General features: G+C 46.1%; 21 protein-coding genes, 1 tRNA gene and 1 pseudogene. 5 read left to right on the top strand and 18 right to left on the bottom strand.

Annotated elements, in window-relative coordinates; translation table 11 throughout:
- Positions 1–24 precede the first annotated feature (24 nt).
- On the bottom strand, positions 25–1,149 hold the full coding sequence (locus tag QZ918_RS06895) for an EAL domain-containing protein (RefSeq protein WP_293332755.1): 1,125 nt from the start codon (positions 1,147–1,149) through the stop codon (positions 25–27).
- 561 nt (positions 1,150–1,710) lie between these two features.
- Positions 1,711–1,784 (bottom strand) — tRNA-Pro (locus tag QZ918_RS06900).
- A 95-nt stretch (positions 1,785–1,879) separates the two neighbouring features.
- Between QZ918_RS06900 and lipA the strand changes: the two are divergent.
- The 4 genes and pseudogenes from lipA to QZ918_RS06920 form a co-directional block, all read left to right on the top strand.
- Positions 1,880–2,752 (top strand): annotated as a pseudogene (gene lipA / locus QZ918_RS06905) (lipoyl synthase); the annotation flags it as partial.
- Between the two features lie 1,028 nt (positions 2,753–3,780).
- Complete coding sequence (gene sigC / locus QZ918_RS06910; protein ID WP_293332757.1) at positions 3,781–5,049, top strand: RNA polymerase sigma factor SigC; 1,269 nt, start codon at positions 3,781–3,783, stop codon at positions 5,047–5,049.
- 455 nt (positions 5,050–5,504) lie between these two features.
- Positions 5,505–6,032: a ferric uptake regulation protein gene (locus QZ918_RS06915; protein WP_293147815.1), complete on the top strand. Its 528-nt coding sequence runs from the start codon at positions 5,505–5,507 to the stop codon at positions 6,030–6,032.
- The gene (locus tag QZ918_RS06920) at positions 6,019–6,189 is read left to right on the top strand and encodes a hypothetical protein (RefSeq protein ID WP_293332759.1); all 171 of its coding nucleotides are present in this window, start codon (positions 6,019–6,021) and stop codon (positions 6,187–6,189) included. Before QZ918_RS06915 ends, QZ918_RS06920 begins: the two co-directional genes overlap by 14 nt.
- Positions 6,190–6,211: 22 nt before the next feature.
- Here QZ918_RS06920 and QZ918_RS06925 read toward each other — a convergent pair whose 3' ends face one another.
- The 12 genes from QZ918_RS06925 to QZ918_RS06980 all read right to left on the bottom strand — a co-directional run bounded on the left by QZ918_RS06925 (position 6,212) and on the right by QZ918_RS06980 (position 18,754).
- Complete coding sequence (locus tag QZ918_RS06925; protein ID WP_293147812.1) at positions 6,212–7,792, bottom strand: peptidoglycan-binding domain-containing protein; 1,581 nt, start codon at positions 7,790–7,792, stop codon at positions 6,212–6,214.
- A 392-nt stretch (positions 7,793–8,184) separates the two neighbouring features.
- Complete coding sequence (locus QZ918_RS06930; protein ID WP_194010918.1) at positions 8,185–8,361, bottom strand: hypothetical protein; 177 nt, start codon at positions 8,359–8,361, stop codon at positions 8,185–8,187.
- A 487-nt stretch (positions 8,362–8,848) separates the two neighbouring features.
- On the bottom strand, positions 8,849–9,325 hold the full coding sequence (locus QZ918_RS06935) for an SH3 domain-containing protein (RefSeq protein ID WP_293147809.1): 477 nt from the start codon (positions 9,323–9,325) through the stop codon (positions 8,849–8,851).
- A gap of 356 nt (positions 9,326–9,681) precedes the next feature.
- Complete coding sequence (locus tag QZ918_RS06940; protein WP_293332761.1) at positions 9,682–11,190, bottom strand: Ycf46 family AAA ATPase; 1,509 nt, start codon at positions 11,188–11,190, stop codon at positions 9,682–9,684.
- Positions 11,191–11,530: 340 nt separating this feature from the next.
- Complete coding sequence (locus tag QZ918_RS06945) at positions 11,531–12,049, bottom strand: YceD family protein (protein WP_293332763.1); 519 nt, start codon at positions 12,047–12,049, stop codon at positions 11,531–11,533.
- Between the two features lie 252 nt (positions 12,050–12,301).
- A complete protein-coding gene (locus QZ918_RS06950; protein WP_293332765.1) occupies positions 12,302–12,775 on the bottom strand; it encodes a Jag family protein in 474 nt (157 codons plus the stop codon).
- A gap of 8 nt (positions 12,776–12,783) precedes the next feature.
- Entirely contained in the window at positions 12,784–13,932 is a 1,149-nt protein-coding gene (gene yidC / locus QZ918_RS06955; protein WP_293332767.1) for a membrane protein insertase YidC, read from the bottom strand.
- A 333-nt stretch (positions 13,933–14,265) separates the two neighbouring features.
- Positions 14,266–14,661, bottom strand: coding sequence for a PH domain-containing protein (locus QZ918_RS06960; RefSeq protein ID WP_293147797.1), 396 nt, complete (start codon positions 14,659–14,661; stop codon positions 14,266–14,268).
- Positions 14,633–15,037 carry a ribonuclease P protein component gene (rnpA, locus tag QZ918_RS06965; RefSeq protein WP_293332769.1) on the bottom strand — a complete coding sequence of 135 codons (405 nt, stop codon included), beginning with the start codon at positions 15,035–15,037 and terminating at the stop codon, positions 14,633–14,635. The genes QZ918_RS06960 and rnpA overlap by 29 nt, the downstream gene beginning before the upstream one ends.
- A gap of 38 nt (positions 15,038–15,075) precedes the next feature.
- A complete protein-coding gene (gene rpmH, locus QZ918_RS06970) occupies positions 15,076–15,213 on the bottom strand; it encodes a 50S ribosomal protein L34 (RefSeq protein ID WP_006632320.1) in 138 nt (45 codons plus the stop codon).
- A gap of 249 nt (positions 15,214–15,462) precedes the next feature.
- Positions 15,463–17,100: an acetolactate synthase large subunit gene (locus tag QZ918_RS06975; protein ID WP_293147787.1), complete on the bottom strand. Its 1,638-nt coding sequence runs from the start codon at positions 17,098–17,100 to the stop codon at positions 15,463–15,465.
- Positions 17,101–17,386: 286 nt separating this feature from the next.
- Entirely contained in the window at positions 17,387–18,754 is a 1,368-nt protein-coding gene (locus QZ918_RS06980) for an NAD-dependent succinate-semialdehyde dehydrogenase (protein WP_293147785.1), read from the bottom strand.
- A gap of 106 nt (positions 18,755–18,860) precedes the next feature.
- Between QZ918_RS06980 and QZ918_RS06985 the strand changes: the two genes are divergently transcribed.
- Positions 18,861–18,983, top strand: a complete 123-nt coding sequence (locus QZ918_RS06985; protein WP_293332771.1) for a hypothetical protein — start codon at positions 18,861–18,863, stop codon at positions 18,981–18,983.
- A 296-nt stretch (positions 18,984–19,279) separates the two neighbouring features.
- Here the strand turns inward: QZ918_RS06985 and QZ918_RS06990 are convergent, their stop codons facing one another.
- The 4 genes from QZ918_RS06990 to cysC form a co-directional block, all read right to left on the bottom strand.
- On the bottom strand, positions 19,280–19,456 hold the full coding sequence (locus QZ918_RS06990; protein WP_293332773.1) for a hypothetical protein: 177 nt from the start codon (positions 19,454–19,456) through the stop codon (positions 19,280–19,282).
- A gap of 9 nt (positions 19,457–19,465) precedes the next feature.
- Entirely contained in the window at positions 19,466–21,790 is a 2,325-nt protein-coding gene (locus QZ918_RS06995) for a GumC family protein (RefSeq protein ID WP_293332775.1), read from the bottom strand.
- A 290-nt stretch (positions 21,791–22,080) separates the two neighbouring features.
- Positions 22,081–23,886 (bottom strand): polysaccharide biosynthesis/export family protein, encoded by a 1,806-nt coding sequence (locus QZ918_RS07000; protein ID WP_293332777.1) that lies wholly within the window; start codon positions 23,884–23,886, stop codon positions 22,081–22,083.
- Positions 23,887–23,923: 37 nt separating this feature from the next.
- A complete protein-coding gene (gene cysC / locus QZ918_RS07005; RefSeq protein ID WP_293332779.1) occupies positions 23,924–24,448 on the bottom strand; it encodes an adenylyl-sulfate kinase in 525 nt (174 codons plus the stop codon).
- Positions 24,449–24,834: the final 386 nt, after the last annotated feature.

Here is a 24,834-nt window from a genome sequence, read left to right on the forward strand (position 1 = left end):
CACGCAACCGCAACTGCAAACCTTTTAAGCAGACATAGGTAGAACTTCAACACTACCAATATAGCGAGTATTAGTTATTGGCGGAGCAGTCGGCTTAGCAATCAAATAACCTTGGACAAAAGTTGCTCCCCGTTTCCGTACCCAATCGAACTCCTCCAAACTTTCCACACCTTCAGCAACTGTTTTAATCTCTAATTTAGCGGCAACTTCCAACATTTTTTCAGTAATTAGCGCCTTATAAGAATCTTGATGGACGTTCCGAATTAATTGCATATCCAACTTAATAAAATCTGGACGCAACTGGTGCATCAAATTTAAATTAGAAGAACCGCTGCCAAAATCATCCATTGCAATTAAAAATCCCGCTTCTCGGTAAAACCTCAGAATCTTAATCAAGTGATCCATATCGGGAGGGTGTTGAGATTCCGCCACTTCAAAAACAATATTGCTATGAGGAATTCCCGCTTCATCAATAGCCTGCACAGTCCTTCGCAGACACGTAGCGGGATCGTAAACAGAAGTAGGAGAAAAATTAATAAAAAGTAGTTCTTTGATACCGTACACTTTGGCTTCCCCAATAGCGCGAGTCCTGGCTAAAGCATCTAGTTGAAAAATTATACCCGCTGATTCTGCTTGGGCAAAAATCCGACTCGGAGGAATTAAGTTTCCTTCCTTGTCAATTCCTCGGAGTAGCGCTTCGTGGGCAAAAATTTTAGAAGTATCTGAGGTATGAACAATCGGCTGAAAATGTGTAGTAATGCGTTCTTCGGACAATAAATCTAACAGCCAATCAGATTTGCTGAAGTTAATAAAAGAGTCTAAGGAAGTGCTGCGATAAAAATCGTTAAATTGGGGTTGTTCAACTTCGCGCATCCACAAAACTTTGGTCTCTTTCAACTCTTGATTTGTCAGCTCTGATGATGCTAGAGAGCTAAACTTTTCTTTGGCTATTTCCTCAATCGCAACGTGCAAACACTTGCTCTCTTCTAAAAACCGGAATTCAAGTTTTGCCTTGGCCAGTGCAGAAATAATCTTGTTCAAAGTGTGCGATACAGGAAACCACAGGTATAAACCTCCGCTACCCTCTATTTTTTCGGGTACTGTTTCGCAGCGAGAGCAGGAGCCGAAGGTTTTGCCACTTCTTTGCACTAGAATATCCTCCGATTTTTGGATCAATTTTCAAACTGCTCGCAATTAATCCTTAATATAAGCTGATCCAGCAATTAATACATCTATCTCAAGATGTAAATGTTGATGAACTTTTTTTGAATAATCATTTCCGTATTTTTACTTGTTTGTGGTTTCCAACTAGGGCAAATTTTCTCAGCATTGAACAAGTAAGTGTAGTTAAATATAGTCCGAAATCCCAAGAGAGGGAGAAGCCAAAGACTTGCTCTCTACTCTCTACTGCTGCTCAGATTGTTGACACATTATTATCTAATTGCTTTTGCAAAAACAGCGGCTACAGTTGATTTTTTTGCTCATGGGAATTAACACGCCCGATCGACAATTTCAGCCCCACTAAGCTGCGGATCCTCTAAATTATCTGTTATGTTTTAGCGAAATATAGCCTTTCGATCTCCCATATGAGGTACTATGCTGCATAGGGCATACTTTACCGCGCGATCGAACCGGTATACCAGCGGAAAACGGCATATCATAGGAGAGCTACAAACCTGAAACCCGTTAGCTGTAAGGAATTAAATGCAATCGGGATGACAGGATTTGAACCTGCGACCCCCTCGTCCCGAACGAGGTGCGCTACCAAGCTGCGCTACATCCCGAAATTAGTCAATAGATTTTTATTATATCACATTTAAGTGAAAACTTAGCAACCTCCTAGTATAATGTTTTGTAAAACACTACTCAGGCGGAGGCAGGCGTGACAGTTAAGCCCCAGTGGTTGCGAGTAAAAGCCCCCCAATGGGAGCGCGTCGGCAACGTCAAAGAAATTTTGCGGGATTTATCCCTGAATACGGTTTGCGAAGAGGCTTCGTGTCCGAACATCGGCGAATGCTTCAACGCAGGTACTGCTACATTTTTGATTATGGGGCCGGCTTGTACCCGCGCCTGTCCTTACTGCGATATCGATTTTGAGAAAAAGCCCCAAGCTTTAGATCCGACGGAACCCCAAAGATTGGCGCAGGCGGTGCAGCGGCTCAAACTCAATCATGTTGTGATTACTTCTGTTAACCGGGACGATTTGCCGGATGGGGGCGCGTCTCAGTTTGTCGAGTGCATTCAAGCTGTACGATCGACAATGCCGGATACAACTATAGAAGTTTTGATTCCCGACTTGTGCGGCAACTGGCAAGCTTTAGAAATTATTCTCGCAGCCGGGCCCGAGGTACTCAACCACAATACCGAAACCGTAAAGCGACTTTACCGCAAGGTGCGGCCGCAAGGAAAGTACGATCGCAGCCTGGAACTATTGCAACGCAGCCGCGAACTCGCACCTGGGGTTTACACCAAATCCGGCATCATGGTGGGACTGGGGGAAACAGATGCCGAAATTCGCGAGGCGATGCAGGACTTGCGGGCAGTTGGCTGCGATATTTTGACCCTGGGACAGTACCTGCAACCGACTCAAAAGCACTTGAACGTTGAAAATTTTGTGCCGCCGGAACAGTTTGATGCTTGGAGAGAGTTTGGCGAATCTTTGGGATTCTTGCAAATTGTCGCTTCTCCCTTAACTCGCAGTTCCTATCATGCCGAACAGGTGAGGGAATTGATGAAACTTTACCCGCGCTAGTAATTTTAATTGGAGTGCACTGACGCGAGAGAGAATGATTGTCACTCAAAGTCGATCGGGTAACAGCATTGGTGACAATTTAAGCGAGGGAAGTATTTGTCCCTCAGCAATTATACTTAAAATTTGCTCAAATTTTGGGTGAAAAACTGAGATTTAGGCGATCGTCTTCGAGGGCTTCGCCAACATTCGGAGGGCCATATTTATGCCCACTTACCCCCGCTAATTTTTCAATACTCTCAAAAGCAGTTTTTTAAGTAATCTTACTGATTGACAAGTGCAAGGCCAGTTTTAACTTTTCAACAATCCGGTAACAGCGATGAAAACCTACGCTTTCTGTGCCAGCGGGAGTTCAAAAGACCCGGTTTTTGATGCTGCTCATATTGGGTGAGGTTAAAAGGGAAGCCCCAGCCAACACCAAAAAAGTTATAGATCGATCGCCATATCCAACTCCCAACCTACGCCAAATACATCAAGAAACCGGGTTTTTTCTGGGAATTCCTGGGTTTAAATGCAGAATTTTTGTCAGGAAACCCGGTTTTCCCCTTAACCGCCAACTCGATAAGGGAGGCTCTAAAAACAATGAATCTCATATGGTGCAAGGAATTAAGCTTCCTGTGAGCTGTGGGTATTTAATCAAGAACGCAGGATTATATAAAGTTTTATTAAAAAAATCCCTATTTTTCCGAAGTGATCGGGAACCAGGTTATTAGTGATGAAGATTAACTTAACTTCTGACGAAGGTCACTTGTTTATAGCCAGTCTCTATCTATACTAGCTATATAAACAAAGAAGTACAACGCACTTTTCGGGCCTTCAAACTGTTACATCAGAAAGTTCTTAGCGTTTTCCCGAATCTTGGTAAAACAAGTGGGGCAGCAAAAGTTCGATCTCGACCACAGCACAAAAGTCAGAAAAGTTAGTAAAGAAACAAACAGCGGTGATGCTTCGTCTTAACAAAGTGGGCATCATAATTATAAATAACCGCTAAGCGTAGCATCTTTTCACCCGGAGCCATTGAGAAAATCACTATGCCAGCCACCTCTTTTTACGCTCAAGCTGAATTCGACGAACAACTGCGAGTCAATCCCTTGCAAGATGTAGATGTGTTGGATGAAGATGCTGAAGAAGCTGGAGACGAACCCATCGACCAAGACTCAGCAGAGACTGAAGATGCAGACACAGCATCCAAATTGCAAAAAAATGCTAGCCGCCGCACTACAGATTTAGTGCGTCTGTACTTACAGGAAATCGGTCGGGTGCGTCTCTTGGGTAGAGACGAAGAAGTCTCCGAAGCTCAAAAAGTTCAGCGCTACATCAAATTGCTGGAATTGCGGAATACCGTCGCCTCCCAGGAAGAAGGGCTGATTCAAAGCTTCGTGCATTTAATAGAAGTGCGCGATCGCCTGTCTGCACAATTGGGACACAAACCTTCCCTGGAACGCTGGGCATTAACTGCCGGCATCAGTGACGTGCCAGAACTGAAGCGAATTATGTCCGAAGGCAAGCGCCAGTGGGCAGAGTTGGCAGAGATGACGGTGGATGCGATCGAAAGAATTCAAGCTGAAGGCATCGAAGCTAAAGACCACATGATTAAGGCGAATTTGCGCCTGGTGGTTTCGGTGGCGAAAAAATATCAAAATCGCGGTTTAGAATTGCTCGATTTAATACAAGAAGGTACTCTCGGACTGGAACGAGCTGTCGAAAAGTTCGACCCGACACGGGGCTATCGGTTTAGCACATACGCTTACTGGTGGATTCGCCAGGGAATCACGCGGGCTATAGCGACTCAAAGCCGCACCATCCGCCTCCCCGTCCACATCACCGAAAAACTTAACAAAATCAAGAAAGCCCAGCGCAAAATTTCTCAAGAAAAAGGTCGCACAGCTACGATCGAAGATATCGGCGTCGAATTGGACATGACTGCCGCTCAAGTTCGGGAAGTATTGCTGCGAGTTCCTCGCTCTGTTTCTCTGGAAACTAAAGTGGGCAACGAAAAAGATACAGAGTTGGGCGACTTACTCGAAACAGACAGCATCTCGCCAGAAGAAATGCTGATGCGAGAAGCTCTGCACCGCGATTTGCAACAATTGTTGGCAGATTTGACTAGCCGCGAACGAGATGTAATTCTGATGCGCTTTGGTTTGGGCGACGGACACCCCTACTCCTTGGCAGAAATCGGTCGCGCTCTCGACTTGTCCCGCGAGCGAGTCCGCCAAATTGAAGCCAAAGCTTTGCAAAAACTCCGCCAACCCAAGCGTCGCAACCGCGTGCGCGACTATCTGGAGTCTCTAACTTAAGTTAGCTGGTGTGCATTTACTGCCCAATAGGGTTTAGAGCCTCGTCCTTCTTATAGGACGGCTTTCATAATTGGCTATGTATTGTTGGTACCCGAGCGCTAAAAATCCGGTCTCAATTCTATAATGGCAAAACAATCCTATAGGTTGAGGCATCAAACTAGGATGCTCGGCAATATCAGACAAGGAATGCTTGCTTTGTCTGTTTAAATCCAGAATCCCCATTCTTCAAGGTTCGGGAGTAGGTCAATGTATTGGTAATGTCCGTTTCTGGCTCTAGGTAGAAGGCAGAAGACAGAAAGCATAAAACAGAAGTAATGATTGTTACTTCTACACGATTTCTCTGTCCTCTGTCTAAATTTTTATCCCCAGCTTTTTTCAATAAGCTCCGATATTTGCAAAATATCTCGCTCGTTATGTATTATTGTCAATAGGCAGACTTTCTTGAGAGGGTCACTATGGCACTTTACACCGCGTCCTCATTCAAATCCGAACTCAATGACAAAGGCTGGCGGATGACTCCCCAACGGGAAACCATCTTGCACGTGTTTCAGAACCTCCCCAAAGGCAACCACCTGAGTGCGGAGGATTTGTACACTTTGTTAAAAAATCGTGGCGAAAACATTAGCTTGTCCACCATTTACCGAACTTTAAAGTTAATGGCAAGGATGAGCTTGCTCCGCGAACTCGAACTAGCCGAAGGTCACAAACACTATGAAATAAACCAGCCTTACCCGCACCACCACCACCATCTAGTCTGCGTTCAGTGCAACAGAACGATCGAATTTAACAACGATTCGATTTTGAAAATTGGCATGAAACAAGCTGAAAAGTCTGGGTTGCACCTGCTAGACTGCCAGTTAACGATTCATACGGTGTGCCATGAAGCTTTGCGGATGGGATGGCCGTCTTTGGTTTCTAGCAATTGGTCTTGTCCGAGGTCGATCGCCCAGAATGGCAACAGTGCTCCTGATGCAATCGAGTGATAATACACTATTTTGGCATTTCAAGTACGGTTTGTTACAATTTTTAGCAAAACATCTTCGGCGCAAGTGCGATCGCACTTGCGCCGAAACCGAGTTTCTGGGGGACAATAGATCCAGATCGGGAATGAGTCAGGAACCAGAAACCAGATTTATTTGATGTCGCATCCGCAACTTGGGTGCTAAAAAGTTTGGCTCAACAAATCGTCGCTGCTCACCCCGTAACTGCGCACAGATCGATCGAGAGCGTCTTTCGTCGGAGCATCAAAAACTCCGGTAATTGAGCCTGTATAAAAGCCGAGGCCTTGCAATCGTGTTTGTAATTGGTGAATGCTCGATCGAGAATTGACACTGCTAATCGGCACAGCAGGAACAGTAACTCGCCCAGCTAACCCGTTTTGGATTGCGGCCAAAGTTGCCGGAGTGGCAATACCCGTAGCCGGGGACAAATTGCGCTCGCGTTGAAAGGACAGCACCGCCCACTCAGTCTCGGCTCCAAATACTCCATTCACCGGGCCAGGGTTTTTCCCCAGACTTCTGAGCGCAGACTGAAGCTGTCGGACACCAGGCCCAGTATCCCCCCGCCGCAGACCCGTTGCAACGGGCTGCTGCGGCTTTGCAGCCTGCCTGTTGGCTTGTCTCAAAGCCGATCGAGTGCTGCGATCTACTGTGCCAGTCCCGGACAGCCCGCTATCTCTCTGAAATCGGATCAAAGCTTCTTGAGTTGGTCGATCGAACCAACCGTGAATCTGGCTCCTGTAATAACCCAATTGTTGCAGCCGCCGTTGCAACAATTCTACTTCTCTGCCTGTGTCGCCCAAATCCAGAAAATCTCCAGCATTATTACTCTGCTCGTCATTTTCTCCTGGATATACAGTAATTTGAGCTTCCCTCATCTGGGCATCTATCGCCTTCAAAGTAGCAGTGTCAGCGCAGCCGTCAGAAACCAGATTGAAATCTTGCTGAAAACGAGTCACAGCGTAGAGAGTGCGTTCGCGAAACTTGCCGTCAATCCCGCCCTCAAAATAGCCTAAAGCTTTTAACTGCCGCTGGATCAAGTCTACCGTCGCCCCTCTGTCGCCGAACCGCAGCCCCTTGCAACCGCCATTTTCCGAAATATCAGGAGGAGTAACGGGGGGAGTTGGCCTGGTGGAAGCAAACAGCAAAGCTAAAGTTTGCCTGTCAGCAACTCCAGTCACCCGCAGTCGATTAATCCGCTGGAAGTATCTCACCGCATTCAGAGTAATTTCGCGAAAACTCCCTGTGGGATGCGTGTTGAAGTAGCCTAGCTCTTTCAACCTGCGCTGGAGAGCGGTAACATCTGCACCCGAGTCTCCATAACGCAGCTCGTTATAGCTATAGTTTGTATAAGTAGTTTTAAAAGATCGATCGTCCTCGTCTAAACTGTTGAGCACTATCACCGTAGATCGATCGGGTTTACCAGTCAGCGACAGTTGATAGTCTCGTTGAAAGTTAGTCAGAGCTTGTTTTGTTACCGGGCCTAGCTGACCGGTAGAAGATCTGGAAAAATAGCCAAGATCCCGCAATCTGTCTTGAACAGAGCGCAAATTGGGATTTCCTGGATCTATTTGAGCAAAAGCCGAACCGGCTGCACTCAAAACCGACAGCATCAAAGCCAGAGACAGCAAACGGACATAAGTCTGAGTCGATAGGTTTTGCCACTTGGGCGTATCAAAAATTTTCGACTCTTGTGCGGGTGCTTCGCAAACAAGAGCAAGTTCGAGGTAGGCGAGAGATTCCATAAATTTTTAGTGTGAAATTGTGGCTGTGATGTACGAGCAAACTCAAGCTGAGCTTTGGGTTGCTCAGGATCTATCAAGACTAAGTTTTACCTGTTTGCGCGAAGCACCCGTGTTAAAAAAAAATGCCTTCAAAAATAATTACAGGTAACAACCACGATAGCATCGCTGTTTCGAGAGACGCGAGTGTCAGGAAAATAGTTTGCAGCCACATCTTAGCCTTGCTGAGGGAAAAATGACCAGTTTTTGGCTATTATTGGCTAAAAATGAAATTTTGTATTAGAAAAATATTAGTTGTTGACGATCGACTAAAAATCCCCACCCTTGCTAGTTGCCAACAGGATGGGGATTTAATTTGTTAACTATTAATTATTCTCTACAAAGTTGAAATTAACTTAAATTAAACCGAACCGATCGCAAATCAAAGCTACTCCGGCTGCAAAAACAGTAATTGCTAACGCTACCAGAGGGTTTTGCCCTCTGCTGACTGCAAAAGAAGTGACCACTCCAGCTCCTAAAGCCGCAGTTACAGCAGCAGTCGCCAAATCTCGATCGGGACGTTTGTCGTACATATTTTTTATGGTTGATAGCTGTTAAGCTGAAAACTTAGATCTTGTGATCTAAGCTACCATTCTTGCCTCTACTGCGGTGACAAAAGCCTACGATTTGCAACTAAGCTTAAAATTTTGCTAAGTTTCTTAACATAACTCTCAGTTGAGAGTTGACAGTTGACAGTTGACAGTTGACAGTTGACCTGTCGTAGGGGTGGTACACCGCCGTGCGGGCCCTCTTGGTTGACCGCTGACAGCGAACTCTATCTGGAAGTCCGAGGATTGGAGTAATGAATAGTCTGCTTTTGATTTTTTCCGAAAAAGCTTGGGGGTTTAAACCAAATCTTTATGCTAAATAAATTTAATTTGACTTTTCAAAAAGAATGTGATATGTAGGATGGGTTGAGCGGAGATAAAGATTAGACTTATTGCATAGATCTGCGAGCGATCGGGCAACCGCAGAGCAACACAGGCCAACGCGGATAATTTCTAGACACCAGCCTTTGTGCTATTCGCCCTCAACTTTTTCAGTATTGCCGCCCTTCACCCAACCTTCGCGATTGCCATCCTCAACTCGAATTCGCTGCCACTCTTTGTCTGGTGAATCTTCCAAAACCACAACTTTTTCCTTGTAACCTACACCGCCAATTCGGTTCGAGTCTCGGTTGCCACTATCCCGGAGAATTAAGCCGATCGGCTGAGTCACCAGAGCTCGGTAAGCTCCCGGTTCCAGGGGTTTCTCAGACGCGGCATCGCCAGACGCAGCATCGCTAGACGTAGAAACTGGGCTGGCCTTGGCTGTTGACTTCGCCCCAGCACCGGCAATCTGTGCTGCTGTTTTGTCGTTGGGAAAAACAGGCCTGTCGGGCACAGTAGTTAGCTTAGCGGCAAAGTAAAGTGCAGCCGCCACGCTAGCGCCTGCCATCAGCACGATCGCTAGCAGAAAACCCACTAAAAACTTGAAAACGCTATATACACTGTTCATATGAAGGAAGAGTTGACAGTTGACTTAACAGTTGACAGTTGACAGTTGACAGTTGACAGTTGAGTTGACAGTTGACGGTTGACAGTTGACAGTTGACAGTTGAGAGCTTGCTTAGAAAAGGTTTGATAGTTGAGAGTTGACAGTTGGCGAAAGAGAAGGGTTGATAGTTGAGAGTTAGTCGAAAGAATAAGGAATAGTTGACCGTCGATCGCCAGAATAAAGAATCGGGAAAATCGGGAAAATCGGGAAAATCGGGAATTGAGAAATTTGGGCTGGGTGGGATAGACTTCGGGAAGACAAGTTCAGATTCGGGTACATACCGAATACTGAATTATCTGCACAATGTTTGCGATCGATTATCCCTGAATCCGGCGGCTCAAACTGCCGTATCTCGAAGCAAGGCGAGCTTTCCCCGCCGCCGCCCAATCTTGCAAAAATTGGATTTGCTCGCTCGCTGTTCGGGCTAACGGCACCATCTGACTAGCTGATTCTAAAATATCATCTGTGGTAAAGTCTCGATTTTGGCTAAACCCAATGTGCATTGCTTCAATCAAAGTTTGCTCGATTTCGGCTCCTGAAAAATCTGGAGTTTCGTAAGCCAAGCGCTCTAGATCGTAGTTTTTGATGCTGTGCGATCGCAACCGCAACAAATGTACCTCAAAAATCGCCCGCCGTTCCTCCTGACTTGGCAAACCCACAAAAAATATTTCGTCAAACCTGCCTTTTCTCAGCATTTCCGGCGGTAAAGACTGGATGTTGTTCGCCGTGGCGACGACAAACACCGGTGAAGTTTTTTCGCCCAACCAAGTAATAAAAGTTCCGAACACGCGGCTGGTTGTCCCAGAATCGCCTTTACCATCCAATCCCGAAAAAGCTTTGTCAATCTCGTCAATCCACAGCACGCAAGGCGCCAAGGCTTCCGCTAGCTGAATCATTTGTCTGGTGCGCGATTCCGATTCCCCGACTAATCCGGCAAACAACCGCCCGACATCCAACCGCAACAAGGGTAAATGCCAGTGGTGGGCGATCGCCTTTGCTGTTAAGGATTTCCCGGTGCCTTGAATTCCGACTAATAACAAGCCTCTGGGATGTGGCAAACCGTATTGGCGCGCGCGATCGGAAAAAGCACCGCCGCGTCGCAGCAGCCATTCTTTGAGATTGTCCAAACCGCCGATATCGGAGATGTTTTCGCGGGCTGGGTAAAAATCGAGAATTTGAGTTTGGCGGATGGTTTGGCGTTTTTCTTCTAAAATCAGTTCGGCGTCGTCGGGATGCAGTTCGCCTCTAGTGGCGATCGCCTTTGCTAACACTCGGCGGATTCGTTCGATCGACAATCCTTGACAGGAGCGCACCGTTTCGTCCAGCAAACGCCCTTCTATGGCTTGTCCGGTAGCGCCTAACAGCCTTTCTACCTCCATTTTTATTTCCGCAGCCGCAGGCAGGGGAAACTCCAAAACAGTGATGACTTCGCTGAGGTCATCCGGGATCGAAGTTATCGGAGATACGATGACTATATTTTTGGGAACAGATTTGAGGAGTCTCGCCAAATTTCGCAACTTCCTAGAAATCGAGACATCTTCTAGAAAGCGCTGAAAGTCTCGCAAAATAAAGATTGCTGGTGCGGATGCCGGCAATTTTTCAAGAAATTCTAAAGCTTGTAGGGGGTTGCGCTTGCCAAAACCCGCATCGTTGGGATTGCCTTGATAGCCCTCTACAAAATCCCAGATGTAGACGGCGCGAGAACCCTGTTTTTTGGCGCATTGGGCGATCGCGACTTCGACGCGCTCTTCTTCCCGTGTGGGAATGTAGATTACGGGGTAGCGCGATCGTAGCAGCAGTTCAAACTCGTCGCTAAAAATAGTCATTTGTCAGTTGTTAGTTGTCAGTTGTCAATTGGTAGGGGCGGTGCCCCCGTGCCCGCCCTCTTAGTTGTCAGTTGTTCGCAGTCATTAGTTAGCTGGTGTGATTTTTTTGCCCTGGTTATTTCACAGTTATTCGTTGTTCTGCCAATATTGAAAAGTATGGCTGCATCATAGATTGTTGTAGGCGCGATGAAGATATCTTTAAAGACACGGAATGGATCCGTATCCGGCGCGACTAGCTGGGACTTTTAAATTGGTATAAGAATAAGATTCAGGATTGTAGCAATACCTTTTTAAATTGGTATTAGCTAATGACCGCTGCCAACTGCTAACTGCCAACTGCCTAAGGCAATTGCCGTTTAAGTGCCGCCAGAGATGCCCAGCGACTGTCAGAGACTGTTTCTGAACTTTCTGTCTCTTCTGCATCATCCTCATTTAAATCTATTCCCGGACATTCAACATCGCATAGCTGTTTGTGCGGGAGTTCCAAGCACATTTGTTGGTACACCCAATCAGTCGGAGAGAAATAGCCTGTGGGAGATAAATTTTCCACCAAATCTTCTAAATCAACTTCAAATTCTCCTGAACTTGCATCAGGATCGCTCACTTTTTCTTCGAGCCAAATTATTTCAGATGATTGGATTTTTAAACGGTGGTTGTATTGTTTTAGGCATCTATGACAGCTAAGAGTCACAATTGTTTCAGCGTTCGCCTTCACATCAAGAAAATTACCTTTGTGAATAACTTGCAGCCGTCCCCGCACGGGAGTTAGAGTTTCTAAATCGGGGATAATTTCTTCAAAATCAATGACCTCTTTCCGCTCGGTTTTTGTGAGCAGATGAGGGATATAAATTGTCTCCATAATCATCTTTCGCCGTTTTATTATCCTCGTCTCAAGTCACAAGCCAGTCGATTTTAGATTTTAGATTTTAGATTTACTTCACAGATGAATCTGGGATATTAAACACGAGTCTAAAATTTGGGGGGCATCCACGAAGGGCATCGGGGCTTGTACCTGTTTTTGGGCGGGTAACGGGTAAAAAGTTAAAAGTCAAAAGGAATAGCTCATTTTTGGCTTTTTCCTTTTTCCTTTTTTCTTTTTTCCTTGTTACCGTCAGCGCAGTCGCACTACCAAACGCCGATCGGGTTCTTGTCCTTGACTGTAAGTTTCTATATCCTCACATTCGCTCAAGAAACTGTGTACTTGACGGCGTTCTGCCGAAGACAGCGATTTGATTTCAACTTCTCCTCCAGTCGATCGCGCTTGATCTGCTGCGTACTCTGCCATCGATCGCAGTTCTGCTTGTCGGCGGATGCGATAGCCGTTCAGTTCGACTGTATAAGCAATCGGTTCATCTGATTCGTGAGCGATGTTTGCAACTGTGTTGCAGAGGTACTGAATCGCATCTAGGACATTACCGTCTGGGCCGATTAAGATGGCTACTTGTTCTGGTGTCAGATTGCTGTCATCTATTGTCATCCAATAGCAATCATCTTGCTGTTGGGTTACCACTGTTGAGGGAATTGCGGACAGTTTTAGCAATTCTTCTAACCATTGCTGTCCGCGCTGCATTTCTGATTCTTTCATTTTAACAATCAAGCCTTTTTCTTAGAACGGCCCGGCTCGAAGGGAAGTGCATCTAATCCCTGTTCTTTTTTAGTTTTCGCCTCTGCTTCGTCCACGATTTTTTGGAGATTTTCCGGCAGCGGTTCTCTGGACAAAATAAACGATTGAACTGTTTGGAAGATGTTAGCAATCAGCATATACATCAACACGCCTGCGGGCAGCGGGAAGAACAAAAACATCCCCGAAAATATAACTGGCGTCAGTTTGTTGACTGTAGCCTGTTGGGGGTTGTCGTTTGGGCCTTGTGCTTGTCCCGAAAGAGTTTGGTTGATATACAAACTGATACCGAAGCCGAGGATCATCACCAAAATATCCCAGTGGATTGTGCCGTCTGGGTCGATCGCGCCCACGCGGCCTAGAGCTTCGATAAACAGGAATCCTTTGTTAGTAGCCAATCCGGGGACTGTGCCTTGAACTGTGGCTTCACCGGGCGCTAAAGCCACGATGTTGCCCTGTTCGTCTACCTTGACAAATTCTTCGCCTTTGATGACTTTCCATTGGGGAACAAAGTCAATTTCGCTCTTATTTTCTGTCGCTAGAGTTTGGAGAGATTTACCGTCTGGGGTCTTAAATTCAACCTTGGTTGTATCGCCGACTCCAAGTTTGTCACCTGCTGGAATCACGCCCACAACTGGGGCGTGAAATGTACCAGTCACGTAAATATTTTGTGGAGGCGTAGCAAAGGCTTGCGGTTGAACAGTTTCGATTTGTTCTTTCGGCAAAACTTGGACGTTGACGCTGTAATTTACGTCAGAAAAAGGCGAACCCCTCAGCGTTGCAAACAGTGCAAACAGCACCGGCATTTGCAGCACCAACGGGAAGCATCCTGCTAAAGGATTGCCAAATTCTTTGTATACTTTGCTCATTTCCTCCTGCTGTTTGGCAGGATTTTCTTTATACAGTTTTTGAATTTGATCTACTCGCTCTTTCATCAACGGCTGCGCTACTTTCATGCGCCGCATATTGCGAAGAGATCCTGCATTGAGAGGATAGAGAGCAAAGCGAATCACGAGCGTCAGAGCTACGATCGCTAAACCGTAGCTTGGCACGATCCCGTAGAAAAAATCTAGGATCGGCAGCATTAGGTTGTTGGAGAGAAACGAGATACCAAAATCCATTCGCTTTGAGTTAATTTAGGTGCTCTTAGTTTACTGTTGAGAACTATTTTTACCCGCTGAATGCGGGCCGCCTCAACTTTTAGGCTTTTGTCTCTATCTTAGGACATTGCCTGTCGATCGACCGCCCGCTCACAGATTTTTGTAATGACTAAAGCCACTACTCGCGCTGACTTCACCCAAAAAACGCATACAAGCCTCCGACAATCGTCGTGGATGCTCCCCAAATTTTAGACTAAGAGTTCAACCTCGCAGATTCATCTGTGGAGTAAATCTCAAATCGCAAAATGGAAAATCGACTGATTTCGCCCTCAAATCAGGGTGAAAGCCTTTTGGTTATTTAGCTTTTGCTGCTGCGTTGGCTTTTTGAGCTGCTGCGGGCAGTTTTTCGTTAATGTAGTCATATACTGCTCGAAATTTCGGAATCGATCGCAGTTCCAAGCGGCTGCCATTTTTCATTGTCAGCACCATGTCTCCGTAAGTCCCGAAACCGCGAGGTACTGTGACAATTTTGACTATATCTGAGTAGATAACGTCGATGCGATCGCCGCCCATCCAACCGCTAGTTACCGACACTCGGCGGTTGGTGATCCGGTAGCGCAGCCACAGTGCCCGGACAATTGCTCCTACTGCGAGGGGGATTCCCACGACAGTCAGCCCCAGCAGTAAGTTGATAATCAAGTCTCCCAGGGCGGGGCCGCCTTCATAATATACTTCTTCTCGAATTCCCATCTAGTACCTCGGCTTCTACCAACAACTGCTCTAATTCTTGCAGAATTTCTGCATAATTGCACTGTTGTGCGATCGGGCGCACCACAATTACTAAATCCCATCCGAATTTTAATCGGGGCAATAGCTGTCGCAAAGCGGCGCGAATCTGGCGCTTGATCCGGTTGCGGACTACGGCGCGCTTGCTGACTTTCAAGCTAATAGAAATGCCTGTGCGACTCGGTTGCAAGGATTTATCGGCTGTGGGTTTGCCAATCTCGACGCTTTTGGGTTTGCGGAGAGCTCTTAAGCTGAAATGAGCGGAGTTGCGGCGCATTCCCTTGCGGTAGACAGCGCTGAAGTCTTTTCGGTGCTTGAGTCGGTTTGTCAGAGGCAACATGGCGTTGGGCGTGCGATCGGGCTCATTGCTTGGCCGTGCTAGACTGCAAGGCGGTGGCGACCTTTGCTGCGGCGTGCTTTGATTACCAATCGACCAGTTGCGGTACGCATTCTGGCGCGAAAACCGGATGTTCTTTTTCTTTTGCGGCTGGTTCCGTGCAGGGTTTGCTGTGTCATTTTGATTTCTCCCGGCTTGTTACTTTACTTTTGATTAATATTCACAATCTTCTAGTATACCATACAGTGGTTTTCTTGGCAATATTTTTTGAACTTGCGATATAATCAGACTTTAATATTGTTAGTTGTAGGGAAGGATAATCACAACTCATTTAAGTATCGAAGAGTCTCCCTTACCCGAAATCTAGCGGATTTCAGGTAAGGGAACTATGTTGATTTAGCCGATCGCAAAAAAGCCAGTTTCCTAACTTATATATTGCAACTCATATCGTCAGATAATTGACTGAAACGAGCATTTTCACGATAGTCTACCGGGCAGTCAATCACGCAGGGGACATCTTGAGCCAGCGCTTCCTTCAGGATAGGAATAAAATCGGTACCGGATTCCACGCGATAGCCTTTTAAACCCATACTTTCGGCATATTTTACAAAATCGGGATTGCCAAATTTGACGAAATCTGAATGGCCAAAGTGATCTTCCTGCTTCCATTCAATTAACCCGTAGCCACCATCATTAAAGATGAGAGTGACAAAATTAGTACCTACGCGCAACGCAGTTTCTAACTCTTGAGAGTTCATCATAAAACCGCCGTCACCGGTAGCTGCTACTACTTTGCGATCGGGATAAACGAGTTTTGCCGCCACCGCGCCGGGAATCGCAATCCCCATCGCAGCAAATCCGTTGGAGATTAAACAGGTATTCGGGCGATCGCAATGATAGTGCCGCGCGATCCACATTTTGTGAGCCCCTACATCAGATATGAGAATATCTTCCGGGCCCAGCACTTGCCGCAAATCGTAAATCAGTTTTTGGGGCTTGATCGGGAAACCATCATCCTTAGCATATTGTTCGTAGCCAGCGCGAATGTCCGCCCGCAATTGCTTAGCAAAAGGATCTGTCTTTTCCATGCGATCGGCACGCTGCAAAATTTCATTTAGCGAATCCGAAATATCGCCCACAACTTCTACCATCGGAATGTAACTGCTGTCAATTTCTGCGGGCAGAGCTCCTACGTGAATAATTGGAATTTTGCCATCAGGATTCCACTTTTTCGGGGAATATTCAATCAAATCGTAGCCAACAGCAATCACTAAATCAGTTTCTTCAAAAGCACAGCTAATATAATCCCGTTTTTGCAATCCCGTCGTCCACAAAGCTAAAGGATGAGTGTAAGGAATTGCACCTTTGCCCATAAAAGTATTAGCTACCGGAATATTTAAGCGAGTAGCAAATTCTGTCAATGCTTCGCTGGCGTTAGCGCGAATCGTACCGTTTCCAACTAACAGGAGAGGACTTTTTGCTTTGGAAATTGCCACAGCGGCTTTATTGAGGCTTTGGTAGGCGCCAAAAGTTTTTTCGCGGTTGTCTTTGGTTAGCGGAGTTCCTTCTACAGGCATTGCCGCGATGTTTTCTGGCAAGTCAATGTGGACTGCTCCCGGCTTTTCACTTTGAGCTATTTTAAAGGCTTTACGGACGATTTCTGAGGTTGTGCTGGGGCGGACAATTTGAGCGTTCCACTTAGTAATTGGAGCAAACATAGCGACCAAATCTAAATATTGGTGCGATTCTATGTGCATTCTGTCTGTGCCGACTTGTCCGGTAATTGCGATTAAAGGAGCGCCGTCTAAGTTGGCGTCAGCAACTCCTGTCATTAAGTTAGTTGCGCCGGGGCCCAAGGTGGATAAACAAACGCCTGCTTTGCCGGTAAGGCGGCCGTAAACGTCTGCCATAAAAGCGGCGCCTTGTTCGTGGCGAGTAGTAATAAATTTAATTGAAGAGTGCCTTAGGGCTTCTAAAACTTCTAAATTTTCTTCTCCGGGAAGTCCGAAGACGTATTCTACGCCTTCGTTTTCTAAACATTTTACCAAGAGTTGAGCTGTGTTCATTTCCGTTGTTTTCCTTTGTTATTCAGGATTTTTTTTGCTCAAATAATCTGCAATGTCGGAATTTATTGTACCACTGTTGAGGCTGACAAAGTTTTTAGCCGATCGCCCTCGGGAAACTTTTTACAAAAAAATTTGAGTTTATGACCGCAGATAAAACAACGGGCGGGATATCCATGCCACAATCAAGAAGCGGGATACCCGTGCCCTAAAGGGGCGAGATACCCCTGCCCATGCCACCATAAACCCAGATAAATTTAGATTTTGCGAAAAGTGTATCGAGCTTTACTTATTTTACCCACACTGTTTTAATGTTGACAAATTCGTGAATTCCTTGGATGCTCAATTCGCGTCCGTAACCGGAGCGTTTGATGCCGCCAAAGGGCAATCTGGGGTCGGATTTTACTAAGCCGTTGATGAATACGGCGCCTGCTTCTAGTTCCGAAATAAATCGATCGCCTTCTGAGCTTACTGTAGTCCAAGCTGTCGCGGCTAAGCCAAAAGATGTATTGTTGGCTAGTTCGATCGCCTCATCGATGTCTGCAACCCGAAATACTAAGGCCACGGGCCCGAAAAATTCTTGTTGGCGCGCCGCAGCATCTAGGGGAATATCTGTCAAAATAGTTGGCAAGTAGAAATTGCCGGCTTTCTCTGACAGTGCGCGGCCGCCTGTCAAAAGTTTTGCTCCTGACTGAATGCAAGCTTGCACTTGATTGTCCAATTCTTTAAGAATTGTCGGAGTAGCTAAAGGGCCGATATCGGTTTCTGGCAACATCGGATCGCCTACTTTCAATTCCTCGAATTTTTTGACAAATCCTTTGATAAATTCGTCGGCGATTTCTTCTGCTAAAATAAAGCGTTTAGCAGCTACGCAAGTTTGCCCACTATTGAGCATTCGTGATATCACAGCAGTTGATAAAGCTGCTGGTAAATCGGCGCTGGACATCACAATAAATGGGTCGCTTCCTCCCAATTCCAGCACAACTTTTTTCAAATTTTTGCCTGCATTTGCTGCTAAACTTTCGCCGGCTGGTTCGCTACCGGTGAGAGTTGCTGCTTTGACGCGATCGTCCGCAACGATCTTAGCTACTTTGTCGGCTCCCACTAACAAGGTTTGAAAAACTCCTTCGGGAAACCCTGCTTCGGCGAAAATCTCTTCAATTTTTAGAGCGCACTGAGGCACGTTGGAAGCGTGTTTTAGCAAGCCCACATTGCCCGCCATCAGCGCCGGTGCCGCAAACCGAAAAACTTGCCAAAATGGGAAATTCCAGGGCATAACGGCTAAAATAGCGCCCAGTGGTTGGTAGCGGACAAAGCTGCTGCTAGCGTCGGTGGTTGCGGGTACGTCTGCCATAAATTGAGCGGCATTTTTGGCGTAGTAGCGGCAAACCAAAGCGCATTTTTCTACTTCGCCGATCGCCGATTTCAGCGTTTTGCCCATTTCCAGCGTCATCATTTGGGCGAAATTTTCGCGATCGCGCTCCAAGATATCCGCAGCTTTCTGCATCCAGATTGCTCGCTGCTCAAAAGGCAGGTGGCGGTATTTGTTAAAAGCTTGCTGTGCTAATGCCAGCTTAGCTTCTATTGCTTCATCTGTCAGTGACTCGAAAGTTTTCAGCGTTTCTCCCGTTGCCGGGTTGATAGTAGAAATACCCATTGTTCTATCTCCGTTTCAAAATATACAAAACTCCCTGATAGTTTTGAACCTAGCTTGGGAGTTGTATTGATGTATTACAAAATTGGGATTTACCAGAAAGAATTGGTTGAAAGCCTCTCGCTTTGAGGGAGAAATTAACATCAGACTATTCATTACTCCAATCCTCTTCGTTATAGGTAGAGGTCGCTCTCAAACTGTCAACTGTCAACTGTCAACTGTCAACTGTTGAACAGCCATACTTTTAGAGCTTGCTAACTTGCAAGTGCCGGGTTTTGTTTAAATCTCTCTGTTTTTAATTATAGTGCAAAGTATTAATTGCAAATCTTAAGAAATTTTGTTTTTAAAGTTTATGTTTGCGATCGAATGCCCCGGACGATAGCGCACTGTTATACCAATTTTTTATGAGGCTGCATAGAATCCGATCCCCCCAGCCCCCTTAAAAAGGGGGAGGAAGAACTCAAAGTCCCCCTTTTTAAGGGGGATTTAGGGGGATCGGGATATGTGCAACTTCACATTAAATTGGTATTACTCGATCGCTCGTTTCCTTAAATCCTTTCGCTCTGCCGGGGAACCCATATTCAGAGGCTCTGTCTCGGCTGGGACAATCGACAATGGAGGCAGAGCCTCCGGATATCCGCTACCAGGCAGAGCCTGGTAACGAGTAACAGTGCGATCGTCCCCGCTCGTCGTTAACAATCCCATCGAATCATCCTAAACCGATTTTTCCTCAATGTAATTCTGCACGTAAGACTGATAGTAATACCTGCTGCCCTTATCGTTATTAGCCACCATTCCCAACAGCGGAATTCCCGCCATTTTCAAATCCTCAAAAGCCAACAACAGCGCCTCCCGCTCAGTTTGATGCAGCCCCACCACTAGCATCAATCCATTAGTATGAGCCGCCAACAAATTCGCATCTGCCAAACCCAAAAGTGGCGGAGTATCGTAAATAACTAAGTCAAAATGACTTGCCAAAGCTGCCATTAAATGCTGCATTTTGCGGGAAGAAAGCACCTTTGTGGGATCGGGAGGCACTGGCCCGGATGTTAACACAAATAGGTTTTCATCGCGGGGCGATCGCAAAATCACCTCTTCCACATCCACATCCTCGGCAATTACATTGTGCAAGCCTTGCCAATTCGGCAAACCCAGCATTTCGTGCACCTGCGGGCGCCGCAAATCTGCATCTACTAACAGCACCTGCTGGCCCATTGCCGCCGCCGCCCGCGCCAGATTTACCGCCACCGTAGACTTGCCGTCAGCTACTTGACAAGACGTAATTACACAAGATGCGATCGGACTATTAACATTTAACAACCGAATATTAGCATTGAGCGATCGAAAAGCCTCTTGAAAAGCATCCGTCGGCACCGGCGAACTTCCCACATCAATCGTAGTTCCCTCAGCAGGTGGCAGTCTCAAAATTTTATCGCTAGCAGGAATTACCCCCAACAAAGGCAAACGAACCGAATGTTTGACATCCTCAGGAGAATTGAACACAGTTTTATTATTAAACCGTTCCGCCAACTGCGCCGCCAGCATCCCAAACAACAAACCAGCCAATCCCCCCAAAGCCAAATTCAAAGGCATAATCGGAGCAACAGCCATCAACTCGCCATTTTTGTAGCGCGGAATTTCCGGCTTAGCAATAACTTCCCAAGCCACCTCTTTTTTACCCACAGCTTCAAGCTGCAAAGCTTGCTGTTTTGCCAGCAAACCATTCAGCGTATTGTTAGTCAACTCCGCCTCCCGTTGCAAATCCGAATAGCGCCGAAAAATTACCGGAAATCCTTGAGAATATTGATTCAACTGCTTAGCAGCCTGTTCCAAAACTTGATTCCGCACGCCCAAAATCTGAATTAAATTAGCAGTACCGATAAACTGTTCGATTAACTTAATCCGCACCGGATCTTGAAAAGCCAGCACTTGCGAATTCACCTTAGCCAAATCAGTTCCCAGAACCTGTTGGGCTTCTTTCTTCAGCAAAGGAATCAGATTTTTGCGCTGTTCTCGCAACAACTGCATTTGCGGAGTTTGGTCTGTATATGTCGCCGAATTAATCGCTATTTGTCCTTCCAATTGCTGCAATTGAGTTAGCATTCCTTGATAGCGGGGAGCTTGACTCAGCGCCGAAGCCATCAGTGCTTGTTGCTGGTTTAATCCGAGCTGACTTTGCAGGTTAATATAAAGCAATCTCTGCTGGTTGAGCTGCGTTTGCGCGTCCAATCTTTGCGTTTGAAGTTGGCTGATTTGCTGCGCGAGTTGTTGGGTTTGAATTTGCGGATCGATGAAATTGTACTGCTGCCGCAACTTTTGAATTTCTGTTTGTAGAGCTTGTTGGCGCTTTTGCTGGTTGGGAATTTTCGATTTTACAAAATCCAAACTCTGGCTAATTTGAGTCTTGGTATCTTGCACGCTGTAGTTGCGGTAGCCTAGGGCAACTTTTTCCAAAACAAACTGAATTTTTTTCGGATCGAAATCCCGATATCTAACTTCAATGATCTTGGTATTTTTGAAGCGATTGATTGACAGCCTAGTTCCCTGAGAATATGGCAGATTATCTGCTTTTTCGTTCAAAAGATAGTTGTAATTTATTTCTGGATATTTCGCTCGCAACTGTTTGATAATTGGCGACATTACTTGCGGGCTTTGCAAAACTTGAATTTGCGATTCGTAGTCAAAACCGGGATTTTCTGGCGTGGCGGGACTCGCTGGTTGTAGTTTCAGCTCGCCGGAGTAGACTTTTGCTAAAGTGTTTTGCGTAACAGGGGTTTCTACTAATAATTGAAAGCGTCCTTCATACTCACTTTTTTGAGTTAGCGTCCAGGCAAAAACCCCGGTTGTTACCGCCGCTGCAACGCCGATAACTAAGAACGAACGACTGCGGCAAACTTCCCAAAAACTTAACGGTTCTTCTGTATTTTCCCTGCCGAAAAACTGCTCTTCATCATAAAGTACGGAAGATAACTTTTGCTGTCCAAGGATTTTTTTATTGTGATTAAACAGTGCTATTGAAGATTTTTTACCTGGTTTCATTTGATTGCTACAACTTATTAGTTTAAACGTTTGTAATGCTGGCGCAGTTTCATCAACCCGGTTTCTGACTAGAGATATCGCTACCAACTAATTTTTTTTGTAGAAACCGGGTTGATGAGGTCTTATACCAATTTAATGTGAAGTTGCACATATTCCGATCCCCCTAAATCCCCCTTAAGAAGGGGGACTTTGAGAAGAATCTTGTCCCCCCCTTATCAAGGGGGGTGCCAGGGCGATCGGAATTCTATGCAGCCTCATAAAAAATTGGTATTAGGGCTAGTCTATTCAAATCACCGAAAAATATTGAACAACCGGAAAATTCCCAACAGTGGACTGAAAGGAGCGAGAGTGCCACCTACATTATCCGAGAACGCAGCGCGACCCGATCGCCTTACCATAATTACATCATTATTTTGCAGTTTGGGATTACTTTCGTCATTGGCGGTTGCAGAAAAATTCACCTTAACACTTAGCCGCGAAACAGTGCCGTTAGGGTTGAGGCGAATTAAATCCACCGAATCCATTTCTGCCCGCGATTTAACAAAACCTCCCGCTGCTACCAGCGCTTGATTTAAAGTAGTGTTGGGCACCAAAGCAAAAGAGCCGGGTTTGACAACTTCTCCCACCATACTCACCTTAATCGAATCCGGTGAAAAATTAGAAGTAGCAACTTGTGCGCCTTCGAGTGCATTGAGATTGTCGGCCTTGGGAACAATTACCGTATCTCCCTGTTGCAGTGTTAAATCTTGGGATACATCTCCCGCTTCCAAAAGTTGCCACAAATTCACATTAATAATTTGTTCGGTACCCGCCCGCGTCAGGCGGCGAACTTGTATTTGTCTGATATCAGCTACCGGCGTAATGCCGCCTGCCATTTTAATAGCCCTAGTTACAGTTTGCTGCAAAACATTTTCCCCTCCACCGTCCGTTTCCTTAGCAGCAAACAAACCAGAATCTGCACCCGATTCATTCTCTTGTAACCTACTTTGAAGCTCTTTTGCCAGAGTATAAGTACCGGGTCGAGTTACTTCGCCCACTACAGCAATATTAATTGGTTGAGTGCTTTGCCCGGTAATGTTGGCTACAGCTAAAGTCGGTGCTTCTTGGCGGTTGAGGCTAGTTACAGTGGGAATAAATATCGTGTCGCCGTCGCGCAAAGTCATATCGGCGCGCAAATCGCCGTTTTGCAATAATTCCCACAAATCCACACTGATAATTTGTTCTGCTGCGTTGCGCTGGGGGCGGCGGATTTTGATTTGCCGCACGTCTGCTGACTGGGTAATTCCGCCCGCCAGTCGCAGCGCCCGCGATATTGTGGGCATTTGAGTGCCTATTTGCTCTGATGTGCCTCCAGGGCCTGCTGCTGAAGATATTGTATAGGCTCCAGGGCGGTTGATTTCGCCTGCGATCGCAATTTGTAAAGGACGTGCAGCCAAGAGTTTCAGCGTAATCCAAGGACGTTTGAGATATTTGCCGTATCGCTCCTTAACAGCATTAGAAGCTTGTTGTAAGGTCATTCCGGCCACTGATAGGCTGCCAATTAAGGGCAAACTCAGGGAACCGTCAGCCTGTACTTGGTGTTGACCGTTGGGGCCGCTGTATTCTGGGACGTTGAAAATATCCATTTGAATGCGATCGCCCGCGCCCAAAGTGTAAACTTCCGATCGTACACTCGAAGGTGCACTTGCCGGAACTGACGGAAATCCCGGCGCTGCCGGTACCGGTACGCGAATCGGAGAACCCGAACCCGAAGCAGGAGGAGGAGGAAGAGGAGAAAAAGAAGGAAGAGGAGGATAAGAAGGGGAAGGAGGAGGAGAAGGAGGAGAAGGAGGAGGAGGAGGCAAAAACTGCGCCACCGCCGCAGATGAGCCCACAGTCGCCGCCAGCACTGACACTGTTAAACTTTGGAAAATTAAATTTTTGACTGCATTACTTACGTCATAAACCTGTTTGCAGCTTTTGCTGAAAACCTCTCCCTCAGGCCCTTTCCTGCAAAGATAAGGGAGAAAATCTCCCCTTTTCCTCTTTGCCAACACAACCGAAGGGTGAGGTTTTTTCTCAAGTTGCGCGCCGCGCGAAGAACTGTTCACCACCATCGCTTTTTGCCCCTATCCTCTTCCTAGCCCGCCAAGATTAAATGTAACCCAACTGTTCCAACTTGCTCAGAACTTTTTTGACACTCTCTTCCAAACTTTCCTCGTCTGTGCAACAAACAATCTCGGGATTGAGGGGTGCTTCATAGGCATCGTCAATGCCCGTAAAACCCTTAATCTCTCCTGCTCTGGCCTTAGCGTACAGCCCTTTGACATCGCGTGATTCGCACACTTCTAACGGCGCTTTGACATACACCTCAACAAAATTTGGCTCCATTGCTCTAATTTCGTCGCGAATCGCTCTGTAGGGGCTAATAGCTGCCGTGATTGCCACAACTCCATTGCGGCTGAGTAGGTTCGCCACAAATCCAATCCGCCGAATATTAGTATCTCGGTCTTCTTTGCTAAATCCCAAGCCTTTTGACAAGTTGGTGCGAACGACATCTCCATCCAATATTTCAACTTTGCAGCCTCGGGCCTTCAATTCTGGTTCGAGAGCTTTGCTGATAGTTGTCTTCCCGCAACCGCTGAGTCCGGTCAACCACAAAATAAAACCTTTGTCCATTTTCAACCATTAATAGGTAACTGGGAAATTATAGGATGTAAAACTTTCTATATCTATTCTCCCTTTTCTATCTTATCGTGGTTTGCGGTGTCATCTTGATAAGATTTGCCTGCGAAAAATGAGGACTCAAAACTTGCGAGCTCTGCGGTCATATCACCACAAAAATGCGCGACAGCCATATAATTTTCGATATATTCTTTGTAAAGACTTAACAAATTCAAATCAAAGTCGCGATCGATCGCAAACCTCGAAGCTCTAACAGTATATTTACGGCATTGAACACTTAAAATTATTATAAATATCGAGCATATATCCGTAGATTAACGGTACTCAACATTTGATATTATCACAAGTGTTGAAAATATATCCGTATATTCACGGCACGA

This window comes from Microcoleus sp. CAWBG58, from assembly GCF_020883045.1.
Taxonomy (GTDB): Bacteria; Cyanobacteriota; Cyanobacteriia; order Cyanobacteriales; family Microcoleaceae; genus Microcoleus.